This is a genomic window from Rhizobium sp. RHZ01 (assembly GCF_014851595.1).
Classification (GTDB): Bacteria; Pseudomonadota; Alphaproteobacteria; order Rhizobiales; family Rhizobiaceae; genus Rhizobium; species Rhizobium altiplani.
The window spans coordinates 298,067-318,749 of the sequence record NZ_JACUZZ010000002.1; the positions used below are offsets into that span (position 1 = coordinate 298,067).

At 61.7% G+C, this 20,683-nt stretch carries 16 protein-coding genes and 1 pseudogene; 9 read left to right on the top strand and 8 right to left on the bottom strand.

The features are described from left to right. Window positions 1–280 precede the first annotated feature (280 nt). Complete coding sequence (locus IB248_RS04270) at window positions 281–844, top strand: DUF922 domain-containing protein (protein ID WP_113471936.1); 564 nt, start codon at window positions 281–283, stop codon at window positions 842–844. A gap of 23 nt (window positions 845–867) precedes the next feature. On the opposite strand, the gene IB248_RS04275 is transcribed toward IB248_RS04270, so the two are convergent. Then, complete coding sequence (locus tag IB248_RS04275) at window positions 868–1,500, bottom strand: TerC family protein (protein ID WP_062373483.1); 633 nt, start codon at window positions 1,498–1,500, stop codon at window positions 868–870. Between the two features lie 280 nt (window positions 1,501–1,780). Between IB248_RS04275 and IB248_RS04280 the strand changes: the two genes are divergently transcribed. Beyond that, window positions 1,781–3,403, top strand: a complete 1,623-nt coding sequence (locus IB248_RS04280; RefSeq protein ID WP_192240373.1) for an ABC-F family ATP-binding cassette domain-containing protein — start codon at window positions 1,781–1,783, stop codon at window positions 3,401–3,403. Window positions 3,404–3,703: 300 nt separating this feature from the next. Here IB248_RS04280 and IB248_RS04285 read toward each other — a convergent pair whose 3' ends face one another. After that, on the bottom strand, window positions 3,704–3,982 hold the full coding sequence (locus IB248_RS04285) for a hypothetical protein (protein ID WP_156828782.1): 279 nt from the start codon (window positions 3,980–3,982) through the stop codon (window positions 3,704–3,706). A 630-nt stretch (window positions 3,983–4,612) separates the two neighbouring features. Here IB248_RS04285 and IB248_RS04290 point away from each other — a divergent pair. From IB248_RS04290 to IB248_RS04300, 3 genes are all read left to right on the top strand, one after another. Next, entirely contained in the window at window positions 4,613–6,022 is a 1,410-nt protein-coding gene (locus IB248_RS04290) for a DUF1254 domain-containing protein (RefSeq protein WP_192240374.1), read from the top strand. A 51-nt stretch (window positions 6,023–6,073) separates the two neighbouring features. Beyond that, window positions 6,074–7,189, top strand: a complete 1,116-nt coding sequence (locus IB248_RS04295) for an NAD(P)/FAD-dependent oxidoreductase (RefSeq protein ID WP_113471927.1) — start codon at window positions 6,074–6,076, stop codon at window positions 7,187–7,189. Window positions 7,190–7,314: 125 nt separating this feature from the next. Further along, a complete protein-coding gene (locus tag IB248_RS04300) occupies window positions 7,315–7,743 on the top strand; it encodes a plastocyanin/azurin family copper-binding protein (protein WP_018858582.1) in 429 nt (142 codons plus the stop codon). 61 nt (window positions 7,744–7,804) lie between these two features. Here IB248_RS04300 and IB248_RS04305 read toward each other — a convergent pair whose 3' ends face one another. From IB248_RS04305 to IB248_RS04315, 3 genes are read right to left on the bottom strand one after another with little or no spacing between them, the layout of a single operon-like run. Next, window positions 7,805–10,018, bottom strand: a complete 2,214-nt coding sequence (locus IB248_RS04305) for a 3-hydroxyacyl-CoA dehydrogenase NAD-binding domain-containing protein (protein ID WP_192240375.1) — start codon at window positions 10,016–10,018, stop codon at window positions 7,805–7,807. Between the two features lie 12 nt (window positions 10,019–10,030). Beyond that, a complete protein-coding gene (locus tag IB248_RS04310; protein ID WP_192240376.1) occupies window positions 10,031–11,239 on the bottom strand; it encodes an acetyl-CoA C-acetyltransferase in 1,209 nt (402 codons plus the stop codon). Between the two features lie 37 nt (window positions 11,240–11,276). Continuing rightward, window positions 11,277–13,073 (bottom strand): acyl-CoA dehydrogenase C-terminal domain-containing protein, encoded by a 1,797-nt coding sequence (locus tag IB248_RS04315; protein ID WP_025660355.1) that lies wholly within the window; start codon window positions 13,071–13,073, stop codon window positions 11,277–11,279. A 203-nt stretch (window positions 13,074–13,276) separates the two neighbouring features. On the opposite strand from IB248_RS04315, the gene IB248_RS04320 reads away from it, so the two are divergent. Further along, window positions 13,277–13,750 (top strand): VOC family protein, encoded by a 474-nt coding sequence (locus IB248_RS04320; RefSeq protein ID WP_192240377.1) that lies wholly within the window; start codon window positions 13,277–13,279, stop codon window positions 13,748–13,750. Window positions 13,751–13,846: 96 nt separating this feature from the next. On the opposite strand, the pseudogene IB248_RS04325 reads toward IB248_RS04320, so the two are convergent. Then, window positions 13,847–14,287, bottom strand: a pseudogene (locus tag IB248_RS04325) (GGDEF domain-containing protein); the annotation flags it as partial. 206 nt (window positions 14,288–14,493) lie between these two features. Between IB248_RS04325 and IB248_RS04330 the strand changes: the two are divergent. Beyond that, window positions 14,494–14,865, top strand: coding sequence for a hypothetical protein (locus tag IB248_RS04330; protein WP_037216756.1), 372 nt, complete (start codon window positions 14,494–14,496; stop codon window positions 14,863–14,865). Window positions 14,866–14,885: 20 nt separating this feature from the next. Here IB248_RS04330 and IB248_RS04335 read toward each other — a convergent pair whose 3' ends face one another. After that, window positions 14,886–16,169: a cystathionine gamma-synthase family protein gene (locus tag IB248_RS04335; RefSeq protein WP_112647075.1), complete on the bottom strand. Its 1,284-nt coding sequence runs from the start codon at window positions 16,167–16,169 to the stop codon at window positions 14,886–14,888. A 122-nt stretch (window positions 16,170–16,291) separates the two neighbouring features. Here IB248_RS04335 and IB248_RS04340 point away from each other — a divergent pair, with 122 nt between their 5' ends. Further along, window positions 16,292–16,750 carry an Lrp/AsnC family transcriptional regulator gene (locus IB248_RS04340; protein ID WP_192240378.1) on the top strand — a complete coding sequence of 153 codons (459 nt, stop codon included), beginning with the start codon at window positions 16,292–16,294 and terminating at the stop codon, window positions 16,748–16,750. Between the two features lie 152 nt (window positions 16,751–16,902). On the opposite strand, the gene IB248_RS04345 is transcribed toward IB248_RS04340, so the two are convergent. Then, window positions 16,903–19,443, bottom strand: coding sequence for an arylsulfatase (locus IB248_RS04345; RefSeq protein ID WP_192240379.1), 2,541 nt, complete (start codon window positions 19,441–19,443; stop codon window positions 16,903–16,905). Window positions 19,444–19,755: 312 nt separating this feature from the next. Between IB248_RS04345 and IB248_RS04350 the strand changes: the two genes are divergently transcribed. After that, window positions 19,756–20,457 carry an SDR family NAD(P)-dependent oxidoreductase gene (locus IB248_RS04350; RefSeq protein ID WP_018858576.1) on the top strand — a complete coding sequence of 234 codons (702 nt, stop codon included), beginning with the start codon at window positions 19,756–19,758 and terminating at the stop codon, window positions 20,455–20,457. Window positions 20,458–20,683 lie beyond the last annotated feature (226 nt).

Sequence of the window (20,683 nt, forward strand, 5' to 3'; positions counted from 1 at the left end):
AGGCAGGCGTCTTACATCTTGTTCGAATGGTGCATCATACGGTGAAATCGTTGCCAGAGGATTTCGATTAGCGACACGCGATCCACTCGATAGCGTGATCACTCTCGAATATTCAGGCTTTTTTTGGGTTTTATGACAGACCTTTAGGGGTCGATCCCGACAAAGCGTGCCTAGTGCCGCATCCGGATCGCCGGTTGAATGCGAGACGCCTGCCGACTAGGGTCGGAGCAGGATTGTCCGGGGGATTCGCGTGAAGGCAGGATTGGTTCGTTGGTTGCTGATGGCTTGCGTCCTTCAGCCGGTTGCGGCGAAGGCGGAATGGCAGCCGATCGAAGAGGTGCGGACCTACGCGGTGACGGGCAGTTCCGGCGCAGCCTTGTACGATTCCATCGGCGAGCACGGTCCCGAGCTTGCCGGCGGTCGGGTGGTGGCGCACACGACTTTCAAGCTGACCTGGACCAGAAAATACGAGCGCCGGGGCGATGCCTGCGTGCTTGCCGTGGCGCGGCCGAAGCTGATCATCACCTACACGCTGCCGAAGCCGACCGGCAAGCTTCCCGCTGCCACCCAGGCAAGCTGGGCGACCTTCATTGCCGGCATCGAAACGCATGAGCGGGTGCACGGGGACTATATCGAGCAGATGGTCCGGGACATCGAGGCGATGAGCGTCGGCTTTTCCGCCGACAATGACCCGGATTGCCGCAAGATCCGGGTCGAACTCACCAAGCGGCTCGGCGAACTCTCGGCGCGACAGCGACAGCAGGGCCGCGATTTCGACAAGGCGGAGATGAGCGAGGGCGGCAATATTCGCCGCCTCGTCCTGCAGCTCGTGAACGGCCCCTGAGGGCCGTTCGAACCTATGGCGGTTCAGCCCAAAGCGGCAGCGGCCACCGGCGCGAGGTGCGGCCAGACCTCGAGGGCGCCGCGATAGATCATGCTCAGCGCCACGTAGACGATGATGGCAAGGCCGAGATAGGCGATCCAGTGGTAGCGGTTGAGCAGGCGCGCGATGAAGTTCGCCGCAATACCCATCATCGCAATCGACAGGATGAGGCCGATGACGAGGATCGTCGGATGTTCGCGGGCAGCCCCCGCAACGGCGAGCACGTTGTCGAGCGACATCGACACGTCGGCAATGACGATCTGGCTGGCTGCCTGGAAGAAGGTCTTCTTCGGCGCCGCCGCGTCGCCTTCGGCACCCTCCACTTCGCCGCTGCCGTTGCGCAGATCGCGCCACATCTTCCAGCAGACCCAGAGCAGGAGAATACCGCCGGCCAGCAGCAGGCCGATGATCTCGAGAAGCTGGACGGTAACGCTGGCGAGCGCGATACGCAGCACGGTGGCAGCAAGAATACCGACGAGGATCGCCTTCTTGCGTTGGTCGGCCGGCAATCCGGCGGCGGCAAGACCGATGACGACGGCGTTGTCGCCGGCAAGCACGAGGTCGATGAGAATGACCTGCAAGAGCGCCAGCAAGCCGGCCGAGGTGAAAATTTCCATAATCTGATAATCCCTGACATATGCGAAACGCCCGCCGGCGCGCCGATAACGCATAAATGATCGCTGATCGGCTGATCAAGGGGCGAGGACCTATTGTGGAAAAGTTCTGTCGCCCGTTGCAGTTCCGCCCGGTCGACAAACGACCTTCATTTTCCTGACGTAGAGTTCTTTGCATGGCCTGGGATTGGCCATTGCGCCGCGAACGTGCTAGCGAGAGCCGCAAAAAGCCCCGGCCGGCATGATCGAGGGGCGCAGCAACGCTTTCGGACTCCACGCAGACATGATTCGCATCGAGAATATCAGCAAGCAGAACAGCCACCGCATCCTCTTCATCGAAGCCTCCGCAGCCCTCAACCGAGGCGAGAAGATCGGCCTCGTCGGCCCGAATGGCGCCGGCAAGACGACGCTCTTTCGCATGATCACCGGGCAGGAGCAGCCCGATGAAGGCCAGGTCGCGGCCGAAAAGGGCGTGACGATCGGCTATTTCAATCAGGATGTCGGCGAGATGGCCGGCCGTAGCGCCGTGGCCGAGGTCATGGAAGGTGCTGGGCCTGTCAGCGTCGTCGCGGCCGAGTTGCGTGAACTCGAAGTGGAAATGGTCGATCCCGACAAGCTCGACGAAATGGACCGGATCATCGAGCGCTATGGCGAAGTCCAGGCACGGTACGAGGAACTGGACGGCTACGCTCTGGAAGGGCGTGCGCGCGAAGTGCTGGCAGGCCTGAGCTTCACCCAGGAAATGATGGACGGTGATGTCGGCGGACTGTCGGGCGGTTGGAAAATGCGCGTGGCGCTCGCCCGCATTCTTCTGATGCGTCCGGATGTCATGCTGCTCGACGAGCCGAGCAACCACCTGGACCTGGAAAGCCTGATCTGGCTGGAAGAATTCCTGAAGACCTATGACGGGGCGCTTCTGATGACCTCGCACGACCGCGAGTTCATGAACCGCATCGTTGGCAAGATCATCGAGATCGACGCCGGCTCGTTGAACAGCTACTCCGGCGATTACGGGTTCTACGAACAGCAGCGGGCGCAGAACGAGAAACAGCAGCAGGCGCAGTTCGAGCGCCAGCAGGCGATGCTTGCCAAGGAAATCAAGTTCATCGAGCGTTTCAAGGCGCGCGCATCGCACGCCTCGCAGGTGCAGAGCCGCGTCAAGAAGCTGGAGAAGATCGACCGGGTCGAGCCACCGAAGCGCCGCCAGACGGTCGCCTTCGACTTCCTGCCGGCCCCGCGCTCCGGCGAAGACGTGATCAACCTCAAGAACGTCCACAAGAAGTACGGCGGCCGAACCATCTACGAAGGCCTGGACTTCATGGTCCGCCGCAAGGAGCGTTGGTGCATCATGGGCATCAACGGTGCCGGCAAGTCGACCCTGCTGAAGCTGGTTGCTGGTTCCGCCGAGCCGGACCAGGGCAGCGTTGCCCTCGGCGCCAGCGTCAAGATGGGCTATTTCGCCCAGCACGCCATGGATATCCTCGATGGCGAGCGGACAGTGCTGGAATGGCTGGAGGATTCCTTCCCGCAGGCAGGGCAGGCGCCGCTGAGAGCGCTGGCCGGCTGCTTCGGCTTCTCCGGCGACGACGTCGAAAAGAAGTGCCGCGTGCTGTCGGGTGGCGAAAAGGCGCGGCTTGTCATGGCCAAGATGCTCTTCGATCCGCCGAACCTGCTGGTGCTCGATGAGCCGACCAACCACCTGGACCTCGACACCAAGGAAATGCTGATCAAGGCGCTGTCGCAATACGAGGGCACGATGCTGTTTGTCTCGCACGACCGGCATTTCCTCGCGGCGCTTTCCAACCGCGTGCTGGAACTGACGCCTGACGGCATCCACCAATATGGCGGCGGCTACACGGAATACGTCGAGCGCACCGGTTACGAGGCACCTGGCCTGCGGGGCTGAGGGTAGCGGGGCGCCGGTCGACCTGCAGGTTCGATGCGAGCCGCTATCGTGACGGCCACTGCACGGGCCTCGCCGGGGTCCTTCAAAGGTCGCCGTTACGATCGGCAATTTGGCGCTGCCGGGCAGGCCGTAGCGACCGGGGAAGGCGGCGAGCCGCGGCCGGAGTTCCGGTTGCCGCAGCGCCGCCTCAGCCAGGCGACGTTCCAGATCGCGGAACTCCTCCGTGTCGTCAGCAGTCGTCTGTTGCATCGTTCCCATCATTCGAAGGATGGTCTGGCGCCGGTCCTCATTGGCGCGCGTTCAAGGCGGGAAGTAAGGGTGATAGCCGGCATCGTGGTGCATCTGTGCCGCCGTCAGCCTGCCCCTGCAGGCCCGGGCACGACGGCAGGTGGCGATGGAGCAATCTTTCCAGAAGCCGCACTCGCTGGCGGCCAGCCGTGTGATGACGCATCCGCCGGATCGCGCCTTTTCCTCGCCATCGACCAGTCCGCCATCCTCGAAATTCATGGCCTCGACGACGGCGAGCACGTCGACAACGGGCAGGGCGAGAAGTCTTTTCAGGAACAGGCTGCTTCGCATGCGTCTCCTCCACGGCAGCTCCGCCGCCATGTTTTCGACCATCGATCCGGAGAGCCCACGCAAATGCGGAACCTCACTGGTTAGATTTATTGTGGCTCCGCATTTGCGTGGCCTTCGGCGTTCTTCGGGATATCCCTACCCCTTCAGGCGATCGCCTCGTCTCGCTGCGTCCGAGCAGATCGGCCCGAACTTGCATGGCTGAACCAAACCGGATGCTGGAACGTCCGGGGGAGACTTGTGATGGCAGCGGTCTAATGCCGATGCCCGGCTTTCGCCTCCCTGCCTTCGACTACACGTTACAGCCTCCGGCAGGGCGCCGGCTCCCGCCTGCCCGCGAAAGTCTCGCGAAACACCCCGGCGACGGAAGCGGGAGGATTTTAGGCACGGGGCCGGGGAGCGAGGATGAGAGATCGGATAAGTGATTGATATGGCTTAACTCGGCGCTGTTTTGCTCCGCTGAGGCACCATGCACTCGATCGGATATTGCATCAGCATATCCCGATTTCGCATGGTCGGACCCGCCTCTAGTCTGCAGATGGGATACTGGTCACATTTACCGTAACGTACTTCCGTATTGAGCCCCGCAAGCATTCACTCCGGATGACGCATCAAGATCGGAGGAGGCCTGCCATGAGGTCTATCGCGCTACTATGCATGCTGCTGCTCGCCGGTCCGGCACTTTCGGCAGATAGGACCGCACGGCAGGTGTTCGACCAGGAGATCGAGCGGAATGCAGTCCAGGCGGCAGTTTGGGGCATACCCGTCGTCAACTACGATCTGATGCGGCAGGAGATGCTTGAGAAGACGCCCGGCAAGGTCGGACAGGTCATCTATTGGGGTCGCCCGCTGGACTGGATGAACCAGACGCTGACGCCCAATCCGGACGCTCTCTACTTCATGGTTTTCTTCAGCACGAAGGACGGCCCCGTCGTTCTCGATCTGCCGCCGGCGGAGGAAAAGGCCTCCTTCAACGGCAATATCGTCACCGCATGGCAATTGCCGCTCGAGGATGCCGGTCTGCTCGGATACGACAAGGGCAAAGGCGGCAAGTTCGTGGTCCTGCCGCCGGGTTACACGGACAAGCTGCCGGACGGGTTCATTCCGCTGCGGTCCGAGGTCTACGGCGGCTACATGCTGTTTCGTTCGAACCTTGCGAGCCATGGTGATGCCGATGTCCAGGCCTCCATCGACTACGGCAAGAAGCTGAAAATCTATCCGCTGTCGGCCGCCGCCAATCCGCCGGAGACCGTTTTCTCCGACGTGAAGGATGTTCTGTTCGATTCCACGATCAGATGGGACGCGAGCTTCTTCGACAATCTGAACCGTGTCGTACAGGAAGAGCCGTGGATCTCCCGCGACCGCGTGATGATCGACCAGCTGAAATCGATCGGCATAGAGAAAGACAAGCCGTTTGAGCCCGATCGCCACACCAAATCCCTGCTGACCAAGGGCATCAAGGAGGCCGAGACCCTACTGGAGGCGAAATACGATGCCGGTCTGCCGCCCTTCTTCAGCGAGAAGAGCCGCTGGACCTTCCCGGCCTATCCCGATCTCATCAAGGCCATGCAATCTGATTTCGCCGAACAGGACGCCTATCCGGTCGATCATCGCGGCGTTGCCTACAGCTATGCCTATATCGGCATCAAGAGGCTCGGGGCCGGTCAGTTCTATGCGATCTCGATCCGCGACAAGGATGGCAATGCCTTCGACGGCGGCAAGACCTATCGTCTCCATGTGCCTGGCAATGTTCCCGTCCAGCAATATTGGTCGGTGACGGCCTATGACCGGCAGACGCACGCGCTGATCAAGAATGTTGCGCGTGCCAGCCGTTCGTCGCAGATTCCGGAACTGGTGAAGAACGGAGACGGATCCGTCGATCTCTATTTCGGTCCCAAGGCCCCCAAGGGCAAGGACACCAATTGGGTGCCGACCGATCCGAAGCGGCAGTTCGAACTGATGTTCCGCGCCTACGGCCCGACGAAGGAGTTTTTTGACAAGAAGTGGGTGTTGTCGGATGTCGTCAGGGTCGCCGCGCCCTAGGTGTCAGCACGAGGGCCCATTTATGACTGGCATCGTGAGCCAAGAGCTCCCATGACGGATACAGAAACGATCATCATCGGTGCGGGACCGGCAGGATTGGCCTGCGCCGTGGCGCTGCAGGCGCGTGGACGCCCGTTTCTGGTGCTTGAGAAAGGCGACACGCTGGCTGCCTCCTGGCATCGCCACTACGACCGCCTTCGGCTGCATACCCACAAGATGCACTCGGCTCTGCCGGGAATGCCAATGCCACGGCGGTTTCCGAAGTATCCCTCGCGGCAGCAGGTGATCGAGTATCTCGAAACCTATAGCTCCTCGAACGACATCGAGGTCAGGTTCGGCGTGCGCGCGACGACGATCCGCAAGGACAAGGCGTGGATTGTCGAGAGCTTCGAGGGGGCATTCGAGGCGAGCAATGTCATCCTCGCGACCGGGCTTTCGAACGCGCCGATAAGGCCGTCCTGGGAGGGGCAGGAGCTGTTTTCGGGCAAGCTTCTGCACTCCTCGGAGTTCCGGAATGCCGCGGAGCTTGCAGCCGAGCGGGTCCTCGTCGTCGGCTTCGGCAACTCCGCCGGCGAGATCGCTCTCGAATGCGCCGAGGCCGGCCTTCATGTCGCCATGTCCGTGCGTGGTCCGGTCAACGTCGTGCCGCTCGAGCTGTTCGGCGTGACGACCGCCAGCATTGCCATCGCCCAGCGGTTCCTTCCCTATCGCCTAGTCGACGCGGTGAACGCGCCGATCCTCAGCCTGCGTTTCGGGGACCTCGGGGCGTTCGGAGTGGAAAGGGCAAAAGGCGGGCCGCTGGCCGGCATTATCGAAAGGGGCCGCACGCCGATGATCAACATCGGCACGATCGAGCGGATCAGGTCGGGGGATATCAAGGTGTTCCCTGCCGTCACGAGTTCCGACGATCGCCAGGTGCAATTCGCGGATGGCCGCTCCGGCATTTTTGACGCGATCGTCCTTGCGACCGGCTATCGGCCGGGGCTCGAGGCGCTGCTGGCCGACTTCAAACAACGATTTGGCGGCGCCGACGGTCCCGCGCGCGGAGATCTCCAGCCGGCGAATGATGGCCTCTACTTTTGCGGCTTCACCGCCGTTCCAACCGGCCTTCTCCGGGAAATCGGACTTGAGGCCGAGAAGATCGCGGCCTCCATCGCCGGCCAATGATGTGTCGTCCATCGCCCGGGACCGGCTTTGTGTTGCCGAGCCTGCGACGGTTGGACCAGCCGTTCAGGCTGGCGTCAGACGTGCTGCCTACATGAAGCGCGGGCTGCAACGGAAAGGCTGATTTGATGAACAGGTACGCATGGTACGCTCTCGCCGCATCTGCCGCGATCGCAACCGCTTCGCCGTCATGGGCGGCTACGACTGTGAAAGTGACCGAAGGCGGCGAGGGCGGCGGGCCGATGACCCTGACGCTCGACCAGGCCACGATCAAGGCAGGGGAAACGATCTTCGCGGTTCACAACGACGCGATGACCGAGGAGCACGAGATGGTGCTCGTCAAGCTGAAGTCCCCGGACCAGAAGGTTCCGTTGATTGCATCCAGGCATAGGGTCGATGAAAAGCAGCTCAAGAGCATCGGCGAAGTCTCGGACCTAAAGCCGGGAGCGGACGGGCAGTTGAAAACGAAGCTCGCGCCCGGCGCCTACCTGCTTCTGTGCAATATCAAGGGGCATTACGAGGCGGGCATGCAGGCCAGCCTTACCGTGACCAAGTAGCCGCGAGATCGAAAGCCAGCCGAAAGCACCGCTGGCTTTGATGACAGGTGCCAGAGGCGGCTTACGCCGCCTCCTTCTCCTTTGCGTAAGGGTCGAAGCGGCCGTAGAAGGTCTCGCCCTTGGCCGCCATGTCCTCAAGCAGCGCCGTCGGCTTGAAGTGTGCACCGTAGGTTGCCGCCAGTTTCTCGCAGAGCCCCACGAAGGTCTTCACGCCCATGCCGTCGATGTAGGACAGCACGCCGCCGGTGTATGGCGCGAAGCCGAAGCCGAGGATGGAGCCGACGTCGGCCTCGCGAGGATCGGTGATGATGCCTTCTTCGATGGTGCGCGCCGCTTCGAGTGCGATGGTGACGAGGAAGCGCTGCTTCAGCACCTCGACGTCGATCTCTTCCGCCTTCTTCTGCGGGTATAGAGCCTTCAGCTCCGGCCAAAGCGACTTCTTGGCCGGTTTCGCCGGATAGTCGTAGAAGCCCTTGCCGTTCTTGCGGCCGCGGCGGTCGAGTTCGTCGACCATCTTGTTGATCAGCGCCATATGTTCAGGATCGACGGCGGCCTCGCCGAGATCGGCGACGGTGGCCTTCAGGATCTTCTGGCTGAGGTCGATCGCCACCTCGTCGTTCAGCGATAGCGGCCCAACAGGCATGCCGGCCATCTTGGCGGCATTCTCGATCATCGCAGGCGGGACGCCCTCGATCAGCATGTCATAGGCTTCGTGGATATAGCGGAAGACGCAGCGGTTGACGAAGAAGCCGCGGGTGTCGTTGACGACAACTGGCGTCTTCTTGATTGCGGCGACGTAGTCGAGCGCGACGGCGAGTGCCTTGTCGCCGGTCTCCTTGCCAAGAATGACCTCGGTCAGCATCATCTTCTCGACCGGCGAGAAGAAATGCACGCCGATGAAATCGGCAGGGCGCTTGGAGTTCTTGGCAAGGCCTGAAATCGGCAGGGTCGAGGTGTTGGAAGCGAAGATGGCGCCTTCCGGCAGCACGGCTTCAACCGCCGCGATCACGGCCTTCTTGACCTCACGGTCTTCGAACACGGCTTCAATGACGAGATCAGCATCCTTGAGGTCGGCATAGTCCGCGGACGGGACGATGCGCGAAAGCAGCGCCGCACCCTCATCCTGCGTAAGGCGTCCCTTACCGATCGAGTCCTTCACCAGGCCTTCACCGACGCCCTTGCCCTTGGCCGCCGCTTCGATGTCGCGGTCGATGAGGGTGACGGGGATGCCCGCGGCGGCGGTCACATAGGCGATCGAGGCTCCCATGAAACCGGCGCCGACGACACCCACTTTCTTCAACTCCGTTTTCGGGATTCCGGCGGGGCGGCGGGCCCCTTTGCCGAGCTCCTGCACGGAGATGAAGAGCGAACGGATCATCGAGAAGGCTTCGTTGGTCTGCAGGATCTCGGTGAAATAGCGCTGTTCGATCTTGAGGCCGGTGTCGAAAGGCACCTGCAGGCCTTCATAGACGCATTTGAGGATGGCGAGCGCTGCCGGATAGTTGCCGGAGGTTTCGCGGCGCAGGATCGCGGGGGCTGCCGGCCAGAGCTGGGCCGCCGCAGGCGTCCAGATGCCGCCGCCGGGCGCCTTGAAACCCTTTTCGTCCCAGGGCGCGACTGGCTTGAGGCCGTCCTTGATCATCTGCTTGGCTGATGGGATCAGCTGATCCGGTTCGACCACCTGATGCACGAGGTTCATCGCCTTGGCGCGTGCTGCTGTCAGCGACTGGCCTGTCGTCATCATCTGCAGGGCCGACTGGGCGTCCGCCAGGCGCGAGACGCGCTGCGTGCCGCCGGCACCGGGGAAGATGCCGACCTTGACCTCGGGCAGCGCGATCTTCACCGACTTGGCATTCGAGGCGACGCGGCCATGGCAGGCGAGCGACATTTCGAAGGCGCCGCCCATGCAGGTGCCGTTGATCGCCGAAACCCAGGGTTTGCCTGAGGTTTCGACTTTGCGGAAGAGGCCGGTCATGCGGCCGACGAGATCGAACAGCTTCTGCGCAGCGCCATCGGTGTTGGCGGCCTTCTCATGCTGATAGAGCGAGAACATCGACTTGATCATCGAAAGGTCCGCGCCGCCCGAGAAGCTCGACTTGCCCGAGGTGATGACCGCGCCCTTGACGGCGCCGTCGGCAACGACGGCATCGACGATGGCGTTGAGCTCGTCCATCACCTCCTCGGTGAAGACGTTCATGGATTTGCCGGGCATGTCCCAGGTCACAAGGGCGATGCCATCCGCGTCGGTTTCGACGGTGAAGTTCTTGTAGGTCATCGTCTCTCTCCCTTAGACGCGTTCGATTACCGTTGCCGTGCCCATGCCGGCGCCGATGCAGAGCGTGACGAGCGCGGTGTTGAGGTCGCGCCGCTCCAGTTCGTCGAGCACCGTGCCCAGGATCATCGCGCCGGTGGCGCCGAGCGGATGGCCCATGGCGATGGCGCCGCCGTTGACGTTGATCTTGTCGTGCGGGATCTCGAAGGCCTGCATGTAGCGCAGCACGACAGCGGCAAAGGCTTCGTTGAGTTCGAAGAGATCGATATCCGCAAGCGTCATGCCCGTGCGCTTCAGAAGCTTTTCGGTGACATCGACCGGGCCGGTCAGCATCAGCGCCGGGTCGGAGCCGATATTGGCGAAGGCCTTGATGCGGCCCCGTGGCTTGATGCCCATGCTCTCGCCGCCTGCTTTCGAGCCGAGCAGCACGGCAGCCGCGCCATCGACGATACCGGAGGAGTTGCCGGCGTGGTGGACATAGTTGAGGCGCTCGATTTCCGGATGGGCCTGGATCGCGACGGCTTCGAAGCCGCCCATCTCGCCCGGCATCTGGAAGGAGGGGTTCAGGGCTGCCAGCGCCTGCATATCGGTGCCCGGGCGCATGTGCTCGTCATGGGCAAGGATAACAAGGCCGTTCTGGTCCTTGATTGGGATGACGGAGTTCTTGAAGTAGCCCTTCTCCCAGGCATTCGCCGCGCGCTTCTGGCTCTCGACCGCATAGGCATCGACGTCGTCGCGCGAGAAGCCGTACTTGGTGGCAATCAGATCGGCGGAGACGCCCTGCGGCATGAAATATGCCGGGAAGTTCACCGACGGATCCATGAACCAGGCGCCGCCGGACATGCCGAGACCGACGCGCGACATGCTTTCGACGCCGCCTGCGATGACGATGTCATCGGCGCCCTGGGCGATCTTCGCCGCGCCGAAATTGACGGCGTCGAGACCGGAGGCGCAGAAGCGGGAAATCTGCATGCCGGGCGCCTTGGTGGAATAGCCCGCCTCGAAGGCGGCACCGCGCGGGATCACCGCGCCTGCTTCCATGACGGGATCGACGCAGCCCATGACGATGTCGTCGACCGTTGCCGTAGCAAGCCCGTTGCGATCGCGGATCGCTTCCAGCGTCTTGGCGGCAAGCCGCACCGACGGCACCTCGTGCAGCGAGCCGTCTTTCTTGCCGCGGCCGCGTGGCGTGCGCACGTGGTCGTAAATGAAAACCTCGGTCATTCCTCTATCTCCCTATCGGCGGCAAGCGCCGTTGAACTCAAAAGGCCTCGGCGGCCAAGGTCATCATCGTTTCCGCGCCGGTCTCGATGCGGGCCTTGCGCAGTGCCGTTTCCGGCATGATCCGCTCCATGAAGAAACGGGCGGTGATCAGCTTGTTGCGCAGGAATGTTTCGCGTTCGGTTTCTCCAGCGGCAAGGCCATCATTGGCAGCCTTGGCCATCTTTGCCCACATGTAGCCGAGCACGACAAGACCGAAGAGATGCATGTAGTCGGTGGAGCCGGCGCCGGCATTGTCGGGCTTGGCCATGGCGTGCTGCATGAACCACATGGTCGCTGCCTGCACGTCGTTCAACCCCTTCTTCAGGTTCTTGGTGAAGAAGGCCATCTGTTCTTCGTTGCGGTTCTCCTCGCAGAAATCGCCGATTTCCTTGAACAGCGCCATGACGGCGCGGCCGCCGTTCTGGCCGAGCTTGCGGCCGACGAGGTCGAGCGCCTGAATGCCGTTGGCGCCTTCGTAGATCATGGCGATGCGCGCGTCGCGCACATACTGGCTCATGCCGTGCTCTTCGATGTAGCCGTGGCCACCGAAGACCTGCTGGGCCATGACGGCGTGGTCGAAGCCCTTGTCGGTCAGCACGCCCTTGAGGATCGGGGTGACGAGGCCGAGGATGTCGTCGGCCGTCTGGCGCTCCTTCTCGTCCGCCGAACGGTGGGCGATGTCGGATTTCAGCGCCGTCCAGAGCAGGAAGGCGCGGCCGGCCTCGTTGAAGGCACGGATCGTCATCAGCGAGCGGCGGATGTCGGGATGCACGATGATCGGATCGGCCTTTTTCTCCGGCGCCTTCGGGCCTGACAGCGAGCGGCCCTGGATGCGCTCACGGGCATAGTTGACCGCGTTCTGATAGGCGACTTCGGAGATCGCCAGCCCCTGCAGGCCGACGCTGAGGCGTGCCTCGTTCATCATCACGAACATGGCGCTGAGACCCTTGTTCTCGGCGCCGATGAGGAAGCCGGTTGCCCCGTCATAGTTCATGACGCAGGTGGCGTTGCCATGAATGCCCATCTTGTGCTCGATCGCACCGCAGGAAACCTGGTTGCGCGCACCGACCGTGCCGTCCGCCTTGACCAGGTACTTCGGCACGATGAACAGCGAAATGCCCTTCGTGCCTTCAGGTGCGCCCTCGATGCGCGCCAGCACCAGATGCACGATGTTGTCGGTCATGTCGTGCTCGCCGGCCGAGATGAAGATCTTCTGGCCGGACAGCTTGTAGCTGCCGTCTGCCTGCGGCACCGCCTTGGTGCGCAGCAGGCCGAGGTCGGTGCCGCAATGCGGTTCGGTGAGGTTCATGGTGCCGGACCATTCGCCGGAAACCATCTTCGGCAGATAGGTCTGCTTCTGCTCGTCCGAGCCATGCACGAAGATCGCCGCGATCGCGCCCTGGGTGAGCCCCGGGTACATCATCAGCGACATGTTGGCGGAGGAGGTGTATTCGCCGACGGCAGCATGCAGTGCGTAGGGAAGGCCCTGGCCGCCGAATTCCTCGGGAACCGCAAGGCCAGTCCAGCCGCCCTGGCAATAGGCGTCATAGCCGCCCTTGAAACCATCGGGCACCGAGACCGAGCCGTCTTCATGGCGCACGCAGCCTTGCTGATCGCCGGAATAGTTCAGCGGGAAGAGCACTTCCTCGGCAAGCTTTGCCGATTCTCCGAGAATCGCCTCGATCATGTCAGGCGTCGCGTCGGCAAACCCCGGAAGATTGTTGTAGCGTTCCAGGCCGAGCACGTCGTTCAGCACGAAAAGCGTGTCGTTTACCGGGGCCTTATAGACTGGCATCGTTCGAATTCCTCCAATTCGGCACGCCGGACGAAGCCGGCATTTGAGAGTCTCTTACAAAATATTGACGTTTGCGTAAACGTCAAATTTCGCGCTTGCTCGAATTTGTGATGCGATTGTGTGGTGCGGTGTCTGGAAGGGCCGACCGGGAACGTCCTTGGGGTGTCGAACCTTTCATCAGAGCATCAAGGAGGAGACAATCCATGCTCAAGGTCAGTTCGAATCTCTGGTTTGAGAAGGACGTCCAGCAGGCCGTCGAATTCTATGTGGCAACGATCCCGAATTCGTCCATGGGGCGCACGACCGTGCTTCCGGCCGAGACGCCGAGCGGCCCGCCCGGCAGTGTCGTCATCATCGAGTTCAAGCTCGGGCATCAGGATTTCGTGGCTATGCAAGCCGGTCCGCTTGATGCGTTCAACCATGCCTTCTCGGTCTCGGTACAATGCGAGACGCAGCAGGAGATCGACCGGATCTGGAGCACCTTCCTGGAGAACGGCGGCGTGGAGGAGCAGTGCGGCTGGCTGCGGGACCGCTGGGGCCTGTGTTGGCAGATCGTTCCCCGCGTGCTGAGTGAGATGATTGCCGATCCCGACCGGGAGCGCGCCAAGCGCGTCACCGAAGTCTTGCTCGGCATGGTCAAGCTCGATATCGCGAAGCTTGAAGCAGCCTACCGGTAGCTCTTGATGGCAGTTTTCGGTCGTGGCGGTGCGGGAACGGCAATCTTTTGGGTCGTGTCCGGGCGTTGAAAAACGCCCGCAACTCTGGCCTTCCCGCACCACGAAGCCGTCGAGACCGGCGGCCTTGGCCTGATAGAGCGCGCTGTCGACGTTACGAAGAATATCGATCCGCGTCGTCCCGGCATGCGGTGCAACGGCGCCGTCGCCGCTGATACAGGCGCGTACGTCGATGTCCTCGATCTTTAAGGGTTCGCGGAAAGCCGATACCAGCCGTTCGGCAACCGATGATAATGCGATCGCGTTCGGGGGATTGGGAACAAAGGCGGCCAATTCGTCGCCGCCCATGCGCACGGCGATATCGCCGGATCGGATCACCGTGCGGATGCGGTTTGCGGCCTCTCGCAGAGCCTCATCGCCGGCGTGATCGCCAAGCATGTCATTGATGCCCTTGAAGCCATCCATGTCGAGATAGAGCGCCCCAAAGGTCTCGTTGGCCATCAGCGCGGCTGTTTCTCCGTCATCAATGCGTCGGCGCATAAAATGATGCGATGGCGCCTGAGGGCAAGTGCACAGCGGCGTCCTAAATGTGGACAACGCCCACACTGCGACACTGGAAACGATCATGTTTCCAATGCCGTGCGTGAGGCTTTCGTCTAAGCTTTGCCGGAACTGTTTGCTTCCGGGGGAAGACAGGCTAGATTTCACAAGGCAGACTGATGGAAGAGCTTTGGAGGAGCGATTTTATGAGACGCATGTGGCCGGAGGAGTTCAATTCCATTCTTGATGGAGCCGAGGAAGTCACGCTGGACCTGCCGGCGGTGGAGCACGAAGACGGCTCACGCAGCGAGGCGGTGAGCCGCAAAGCCCTGAAGGTCCGCATGTCCATGGAGGACTACGAGCGCATCTGGCCGCTGGCCGAAATGCGCTACCGTCTCGACGGCAAGATGGCCGGCAAGGCGATCACCTTGATCACCACCAATCCGCACTATCATCGGTGGCACCCCGCCGATGGCGGCAGCGTCGACAATGTTTCCGACAGCGGCCGCCACTACACGACGAAGTATGTCGTCGTGCACTTCCTGCTCGACGATGTGAGGGAAACGGCGGCGGCCTGAGCCGCCGCTAGGCTCTAAGTTCACGCGGCGTCCAATGCCTGTTGCAGGTCGGCGACGAGATCGTCCGGATGCTCGATGCCGATCGACAGGCGTATGGTCGATTCCAGGACGCCGATCCGCTGGCGAACGTCGGCCGGCACACCCGAATGCGTCATCGTCGCCGGATGGCTGGCTAGCGATTCCGTGCCGCCGAGGCTGACCGCGAGCTTGAAGATCTGCAGGGCGTTCAGGAACTTGAACGAGGCCGGCTGGCCGCCAACGATATCGAACGAGAAGGTTGATCCCGCACCGCTGCACTGCGCCGCGAAGGTGCGCCCGACGGGCGAACTGGCGTCGTGATAGGGCAGGTAGTGGATCCCCTCGACCTTTGGATGCTCGCGCAGGAAGTCGGCAACGACGCGGGCGTTGTTGTTGGCCCGCTCCATGCGGATCTGCAGGGTCTCCAGCGAGCGGCCGAGCATCCAGCAGGAATGCGGGTCGAGCTGGGTGCCGATGGCGCCGCGCAGCGCCTTAACCTGCTTCATGACGGCCTTCGAGCCAAGTGCGGCGCCGGCGATCAGGTCCGAGTGGCCGCCGACATACTTGGTCAGCGAGTAGAGCGAGATATCGGCGCCGTGCTCGATCGGCCGCTGGAAGACGGGGCCAAGCAGCGTGTTGTCGCAAGCAATAACAGGCGTGTGTCCCTGTTTCCTGCCGATCCTTTCTGCGACACGGCGGATCATTGCGACGTCGACGAGGCTGTTTGTCGGATTGGCTGGCGTCTCGACAAGGATGACAGACACCCGGCCCTTGGCCATGGCTTGTTCCGCGGCCGCTTGCACCGATGCCTCGCTGACGCCATCGGCAAAGCCCACCGCCGCAACGCCGAGATTGAGGAAGGTCTTGGCCAGCAGGGTTTCCGTTCCACCGTAGAGCGGCTGGGAGTGGAGCACGGCGTCGCCGGGACGAACGAAGGCCAAGAGCGTCGTGGCGATCGCCGACATACCTGACGAAAATAGGGCGCAGCTTTCTGTTCGCTCGTAAACGGCAAGCCGGTCCTCGACGATCTCGCTGTTGGGATGATTGAAGCGCGAATAGACGAGCCCTGCACCTTTGCCGGCGGGCGGCTCCTTGCGGCCGGAGACGTAGTCGAAGAAGTCGCGGCCGTCCTCGGCGGACTTGAAGACGAAGGTCGACGTCAGGAACACCGGTGGCTTTACCGCCCCTTCCGACAATTCCGGATCGTAGCCATAGTTCAGCATCTGCGTTTCGGGATGCAGGGCGTGGTTGCCGATATGAGTCTTGGAAGGATGCGGTGCGGTCATTGTCGTCTCCTCGAGAGATGCGGCGTGATGCTCGCAAATTATATCAGAACACGAGGACTGTTCTTGCTATTTGCCGCGCGGCAATGCTCTCTAAAGCAACTTAGTGCGGAGAATGGCGAATTGTGACGCAGAAAATTGCTGACGATATGGATCGGAAAATCCTCAAGGAACTGATGAGCGACGCTCGCCTTCCCAACAACGAGCTTGCCGAGCGCGTCGGCCTTTCCGCATCAGCCTGCCTGCGCCGCCTGCGCCGGCTGGAGGATGCTGACATCATTCAGGGCTACACGACGCTCGTCGATCCCGCCATTGACGGCTGGACGATGACGGCGCTGGCGTCGGTTCGGCTCAGCCGCCAGCACGAGGACGAAATCCAGATGTTCGAGAGCGCGGTTCGCGGGTGGGACGAGGTACTGGAGTGCCATCTGGTCACCGGATCGCGCGACTACGTGCTGAAGGTGATGAGTTCGGGCCTCGACGACTACGAGCGGTTCATCAAGGAAAAGATCGCCCGCCTGAAATGCGTCGATACGATCGAGACCAGCTTCGTGATGAATACGATCAAGGCGCGGCGGGTGTAGTATCCGTAAGCTTGGGCACGCCGCCCTAGGGGCGAAGCGCGCGCAGCCCCTAGTCGACTTGTCACGATCCGGGCATCTATTTCGTTAGACGTCGCATGTTGCGGGCGGATGGCTGACATCGGTGCCCGCAGTGCCGACGTGCTTCAACGCGATCATTGCGGCGCAGGCTGCATGTGGTGGATCGGGCTGCCGTCCACAGCCACCGCCTGCGCATCCTCGAGTTTCTTGATGTCGTCCTCGCTCAAGGTCGGGCGATCCACCTTGATCGTCAGCTTGTTGAGCTTGGCAGTCAGCGCGAAGGGCGGCGAGTAGTCGGCATCGTTGACGCCCGTTAGCGTGTCGGAACCGACGTCGAAAGCCTCATCCCACTGCAGGATCATGGGAAGGGTGTGTTCCATCTTCTGGGTATCCACGACCTTGCCGTCCACCATGAGTGTGCCGGTGCCCGATCGGCCGACGCCGCTCATGTTGTTGAAGGCGAGCGTTCCGACGCCGAGGCCATCATACTGGAAGTCGAATTCGAGCATATGCTTGCCGGCAGTGAGCGCATCCGGGCCTTGCCATTTCACCCGCTTCAGATCGACCAGGTTCCAGAGGAACACCGGCTTGCCCTTGAGAAGATAGAAGCCGTAACCGGCGAAGCGGCCTCCCGAAGTCAGGATCATGCCTTCAGCGTCCCCCTGTGGCACGTCGATGTCGGCGGTGATCGTGTAGGAGCTGTTGAGCAGGGACGGCGAGTCGCCCTGCGGCAGGCCCGTCATCGGATGCGTGTAGGTGAACTCGGTGCGGCCGGCCGTGATGTTCGGGCGCGGGGCGACGATGCGTGCGGCGACCGAGGCGTCCATCGGGAAGACCTGGTATTTCTTCGCCTCGGCGAGGAAGAGATCCTTCATCGCCTTGACCTTGTCGGGATTCTCAGCGGCGACGTCCTGCGACTGGCTGAAATCCTTGCTCAGATCATAGAGCTGAAGGACCTGGTTGTTTAGCGGGTCCGGGTTGGCGGTGCCGAAGGCTTCCCAGGGCGCACGGTTTACCTTGGTGCTGAGCAGCCAGCCGTCATTGTAAAGGGCCCATTGGCCGAACATCTCGAAATACTGCGTCTTGTGGCGAGTCGGCGCCTTGGCATTCACGTTGTCGAAAGTATAGGCGAAACTCGTTCCCTCGATCGGCGCCTGCTTGATGCCGTCCACCATGTCCGGCGCCGGAATGCCTGTTACCTCAAGCAGCGTCGGGACGACATCGATCACGTGCATGAATTGCTCGCGCAAGCCACCCTTGTCGGTAATCCGTGCCGGCCAGGAGACTGCCATGTTCTGCCCGACGCCGCCGAGCCGCGAGGCGTTCTGCTTGAACCAGGAGAAGGGCGTATCGAAGGCCCAGGACCAGCCCGCCGACATGTGGTTGTAGGTCTGTTCGGTACCCCAGACGTCATACCATTTCATCTGTACATCGGTCGGCATTTCATTGATGCCGTTGAAGAACGCCACCTCATTGGGTGTGCCGAGAGGGCCGCCTTCCGCGCTCGTACCGTTGTCGCCGTTGATGTAGATGACGAGCGTGTTGTCGAGCTTGCCCATGTCCTCGATCGCCTGGACGACGCGCCCGATCTCGTGGTCGCTGTAGGCGGCGTAGGCGGCATAGATTTCCGCCTGCCTGATGAAGAGTTTCTGGTCCTCTGGTTTCAGATCGTCCCAGTTCTTGAGGATACTGGAGGGCCAGGGCTCCAGCTGCGTGTCCTGCGGGATCACGCCCAGCGTCTTCTGGTTCTCGAAGATCTGCTCGCGCAGCTTGTCCCAGCCTTGGTCGAAGAGATGCATGGCGCTGATCTTCTCTACCCACTCCTTCGTCGGGTGATGAGGCGCGTGTGTTGCGCCGGGCGCGTATTTCATGAAGAAAGGCTTGTCAGGCGCCGTCTGGTTGAGGCGAGTGAGATAATCAATGGCGTCATCGGCCATGCCGGTCACGAGGTTCCAGCCTGGCTTGCCCTCGAAGGGATAGATCTGGGTGGTGTTGCGGAACAGGTTCGGCTGCCACTGGTTCGCGTCGCCGCCGACGAAACCGTAGAAATATTCGAATCCCATGCCAGTCGGCCATTTGTCGAACGGCCCGATCGAGCTGGCGGCGAAGGCCGGGGTGTTATGGTCCTTGCCGAACCAGGAGGTGGCGTAACCATTGTCGCGCAGGATCCGGCCGATGGTGGCCTTGTCCTCGGGGATGATACTATTATAGCCGGGGAAACCCGTCGACTGCTCGGAGATCACGCCGAACCCGACCGAATGATGGTTCCGTCCGGTGATGAGAGCCGCGCGGGTCGGCGAGCACAAGGCAGTCGAGTGGACATTGTTGTACCGAAGGCCATTGGCGGCGACGCGATCCATGGTTGGTGTCGGAATAACGCCGCCGAACGTGCTCGGCACACCGAAGCCTGCGTCATCCGTGATGACCAGCAGGATGTTCGGCGCTCCTTTCGGCGGCACGATACGGGGCGCCCACCAGGGTTTCGAACTGAGAGCATCGTTGGTGATGGTACCGCCGAAACTCGGGTCCGGCGCCGGCAGCTGCCTGCCATCGATGGTTGTCGTAGCACCCGGCGCACCCAGTGTTCCGGTGACTTGTTGTGCATATGCCGCTCCTGTAGCAAGAGCCAATGTTGCTACGGCGGAAGCCAGTGACATCAGTCTCGTCAGTTTCATGACGGTTCCCTCCAACTAGCCCAAAATCGAACTCCCTTTCATTCCAAGCGGTTCGTTTACTTCTGGTAGAAGATATCACGAGAGCGAGGCCAAAACCATGCGCGTGGGGCATTAGCACAATGGTGGAGTGGTCTAGGCCGGCCTCGAGGAGCGGCGGTTTATCATGGAAAGATCGCCCGCCTGAAATGCGTCGATACGATCGAGACCAGCTTTGAGATGAATACCATCCAGGCGCGGTGGGTGTAGTATCCGCAGGCAAGCTTGATGCTCACCTGCGCCGCAGGTTTCGTCGACAACGACCGGAGGACAGCTATGACCGAGTTTCCTTACAGTTCCGCTCTCATCGTCGGTGCAGGCCCGGGCCTCAGCGCGTCGCTTGCGCGTCAACTGACCGGGCGCGGCGTCAGGGTCGCGCTGGCGGCGCGCAACACCGACAAGCTGAGCAAACTCGCTGGCGAAACCGGCGCGCTGATGTTTGCGGCGGATGCCGCCCAGCCGGCGTCCGTCGCCGCCCTTTTCGACGAGGTCGCGGCGGAAATCGGGGATCCGGAGGTTGTAGTCTATAACGCCAGCGGGCGCCTGCGCGGACCGTTGACCGAACTCGATCCGGCAGCGGTCGAACAGGCAATTGCGGTCAGCGCCTATGGCGGCTTTCTCGTTTGCCAGCAGGCTGCAAGGCGCATGATCCCCCAAGGGCGCGGAGCGATCCTGTTTACCGGGGCGACGGCGAGCGTGAAGGGATATGCCCAGTCGGCCGCGTTTGCCATGGGCAAGTTCGCCCTTCGCGGCCTTGCCCAGAGCGCTGCCCGTGAATTGGGGCCGAAGGGAATTCACGTCGCCCATTTCATCATCGATGGCGGAATCCGATCGGAGGTGCGCCGGGAAGACCCGGCCAAGCCGGATGCGACGCTCGACCCGGATGCCATCGCGCAGACCTACATCGATGTCTTACTGCAGCACCGAAGCGCCTGGTCACAGGAAATCGAGGTTCGGCCATGGACGGAATCGTTCTGATCTCCGTCTTGAGCCTTTCAGGGGACTGGCCGATTTCAGCACGCAAAGTGCTGAAAATCCTGAAAAGTTAAAAAAATCTCACGTCGGTTAACGGGTTATTTACCACGTTTCGTGAAAGGTGCTGTTTGAGCATTGGCGACTTGCATTCCTTTTTTCAGTCTCGCGTTTCATGGGAATGCCGCTACGCCGTACAGGTTGAGGAAAGTCTAATTGATTATCCCTTCAT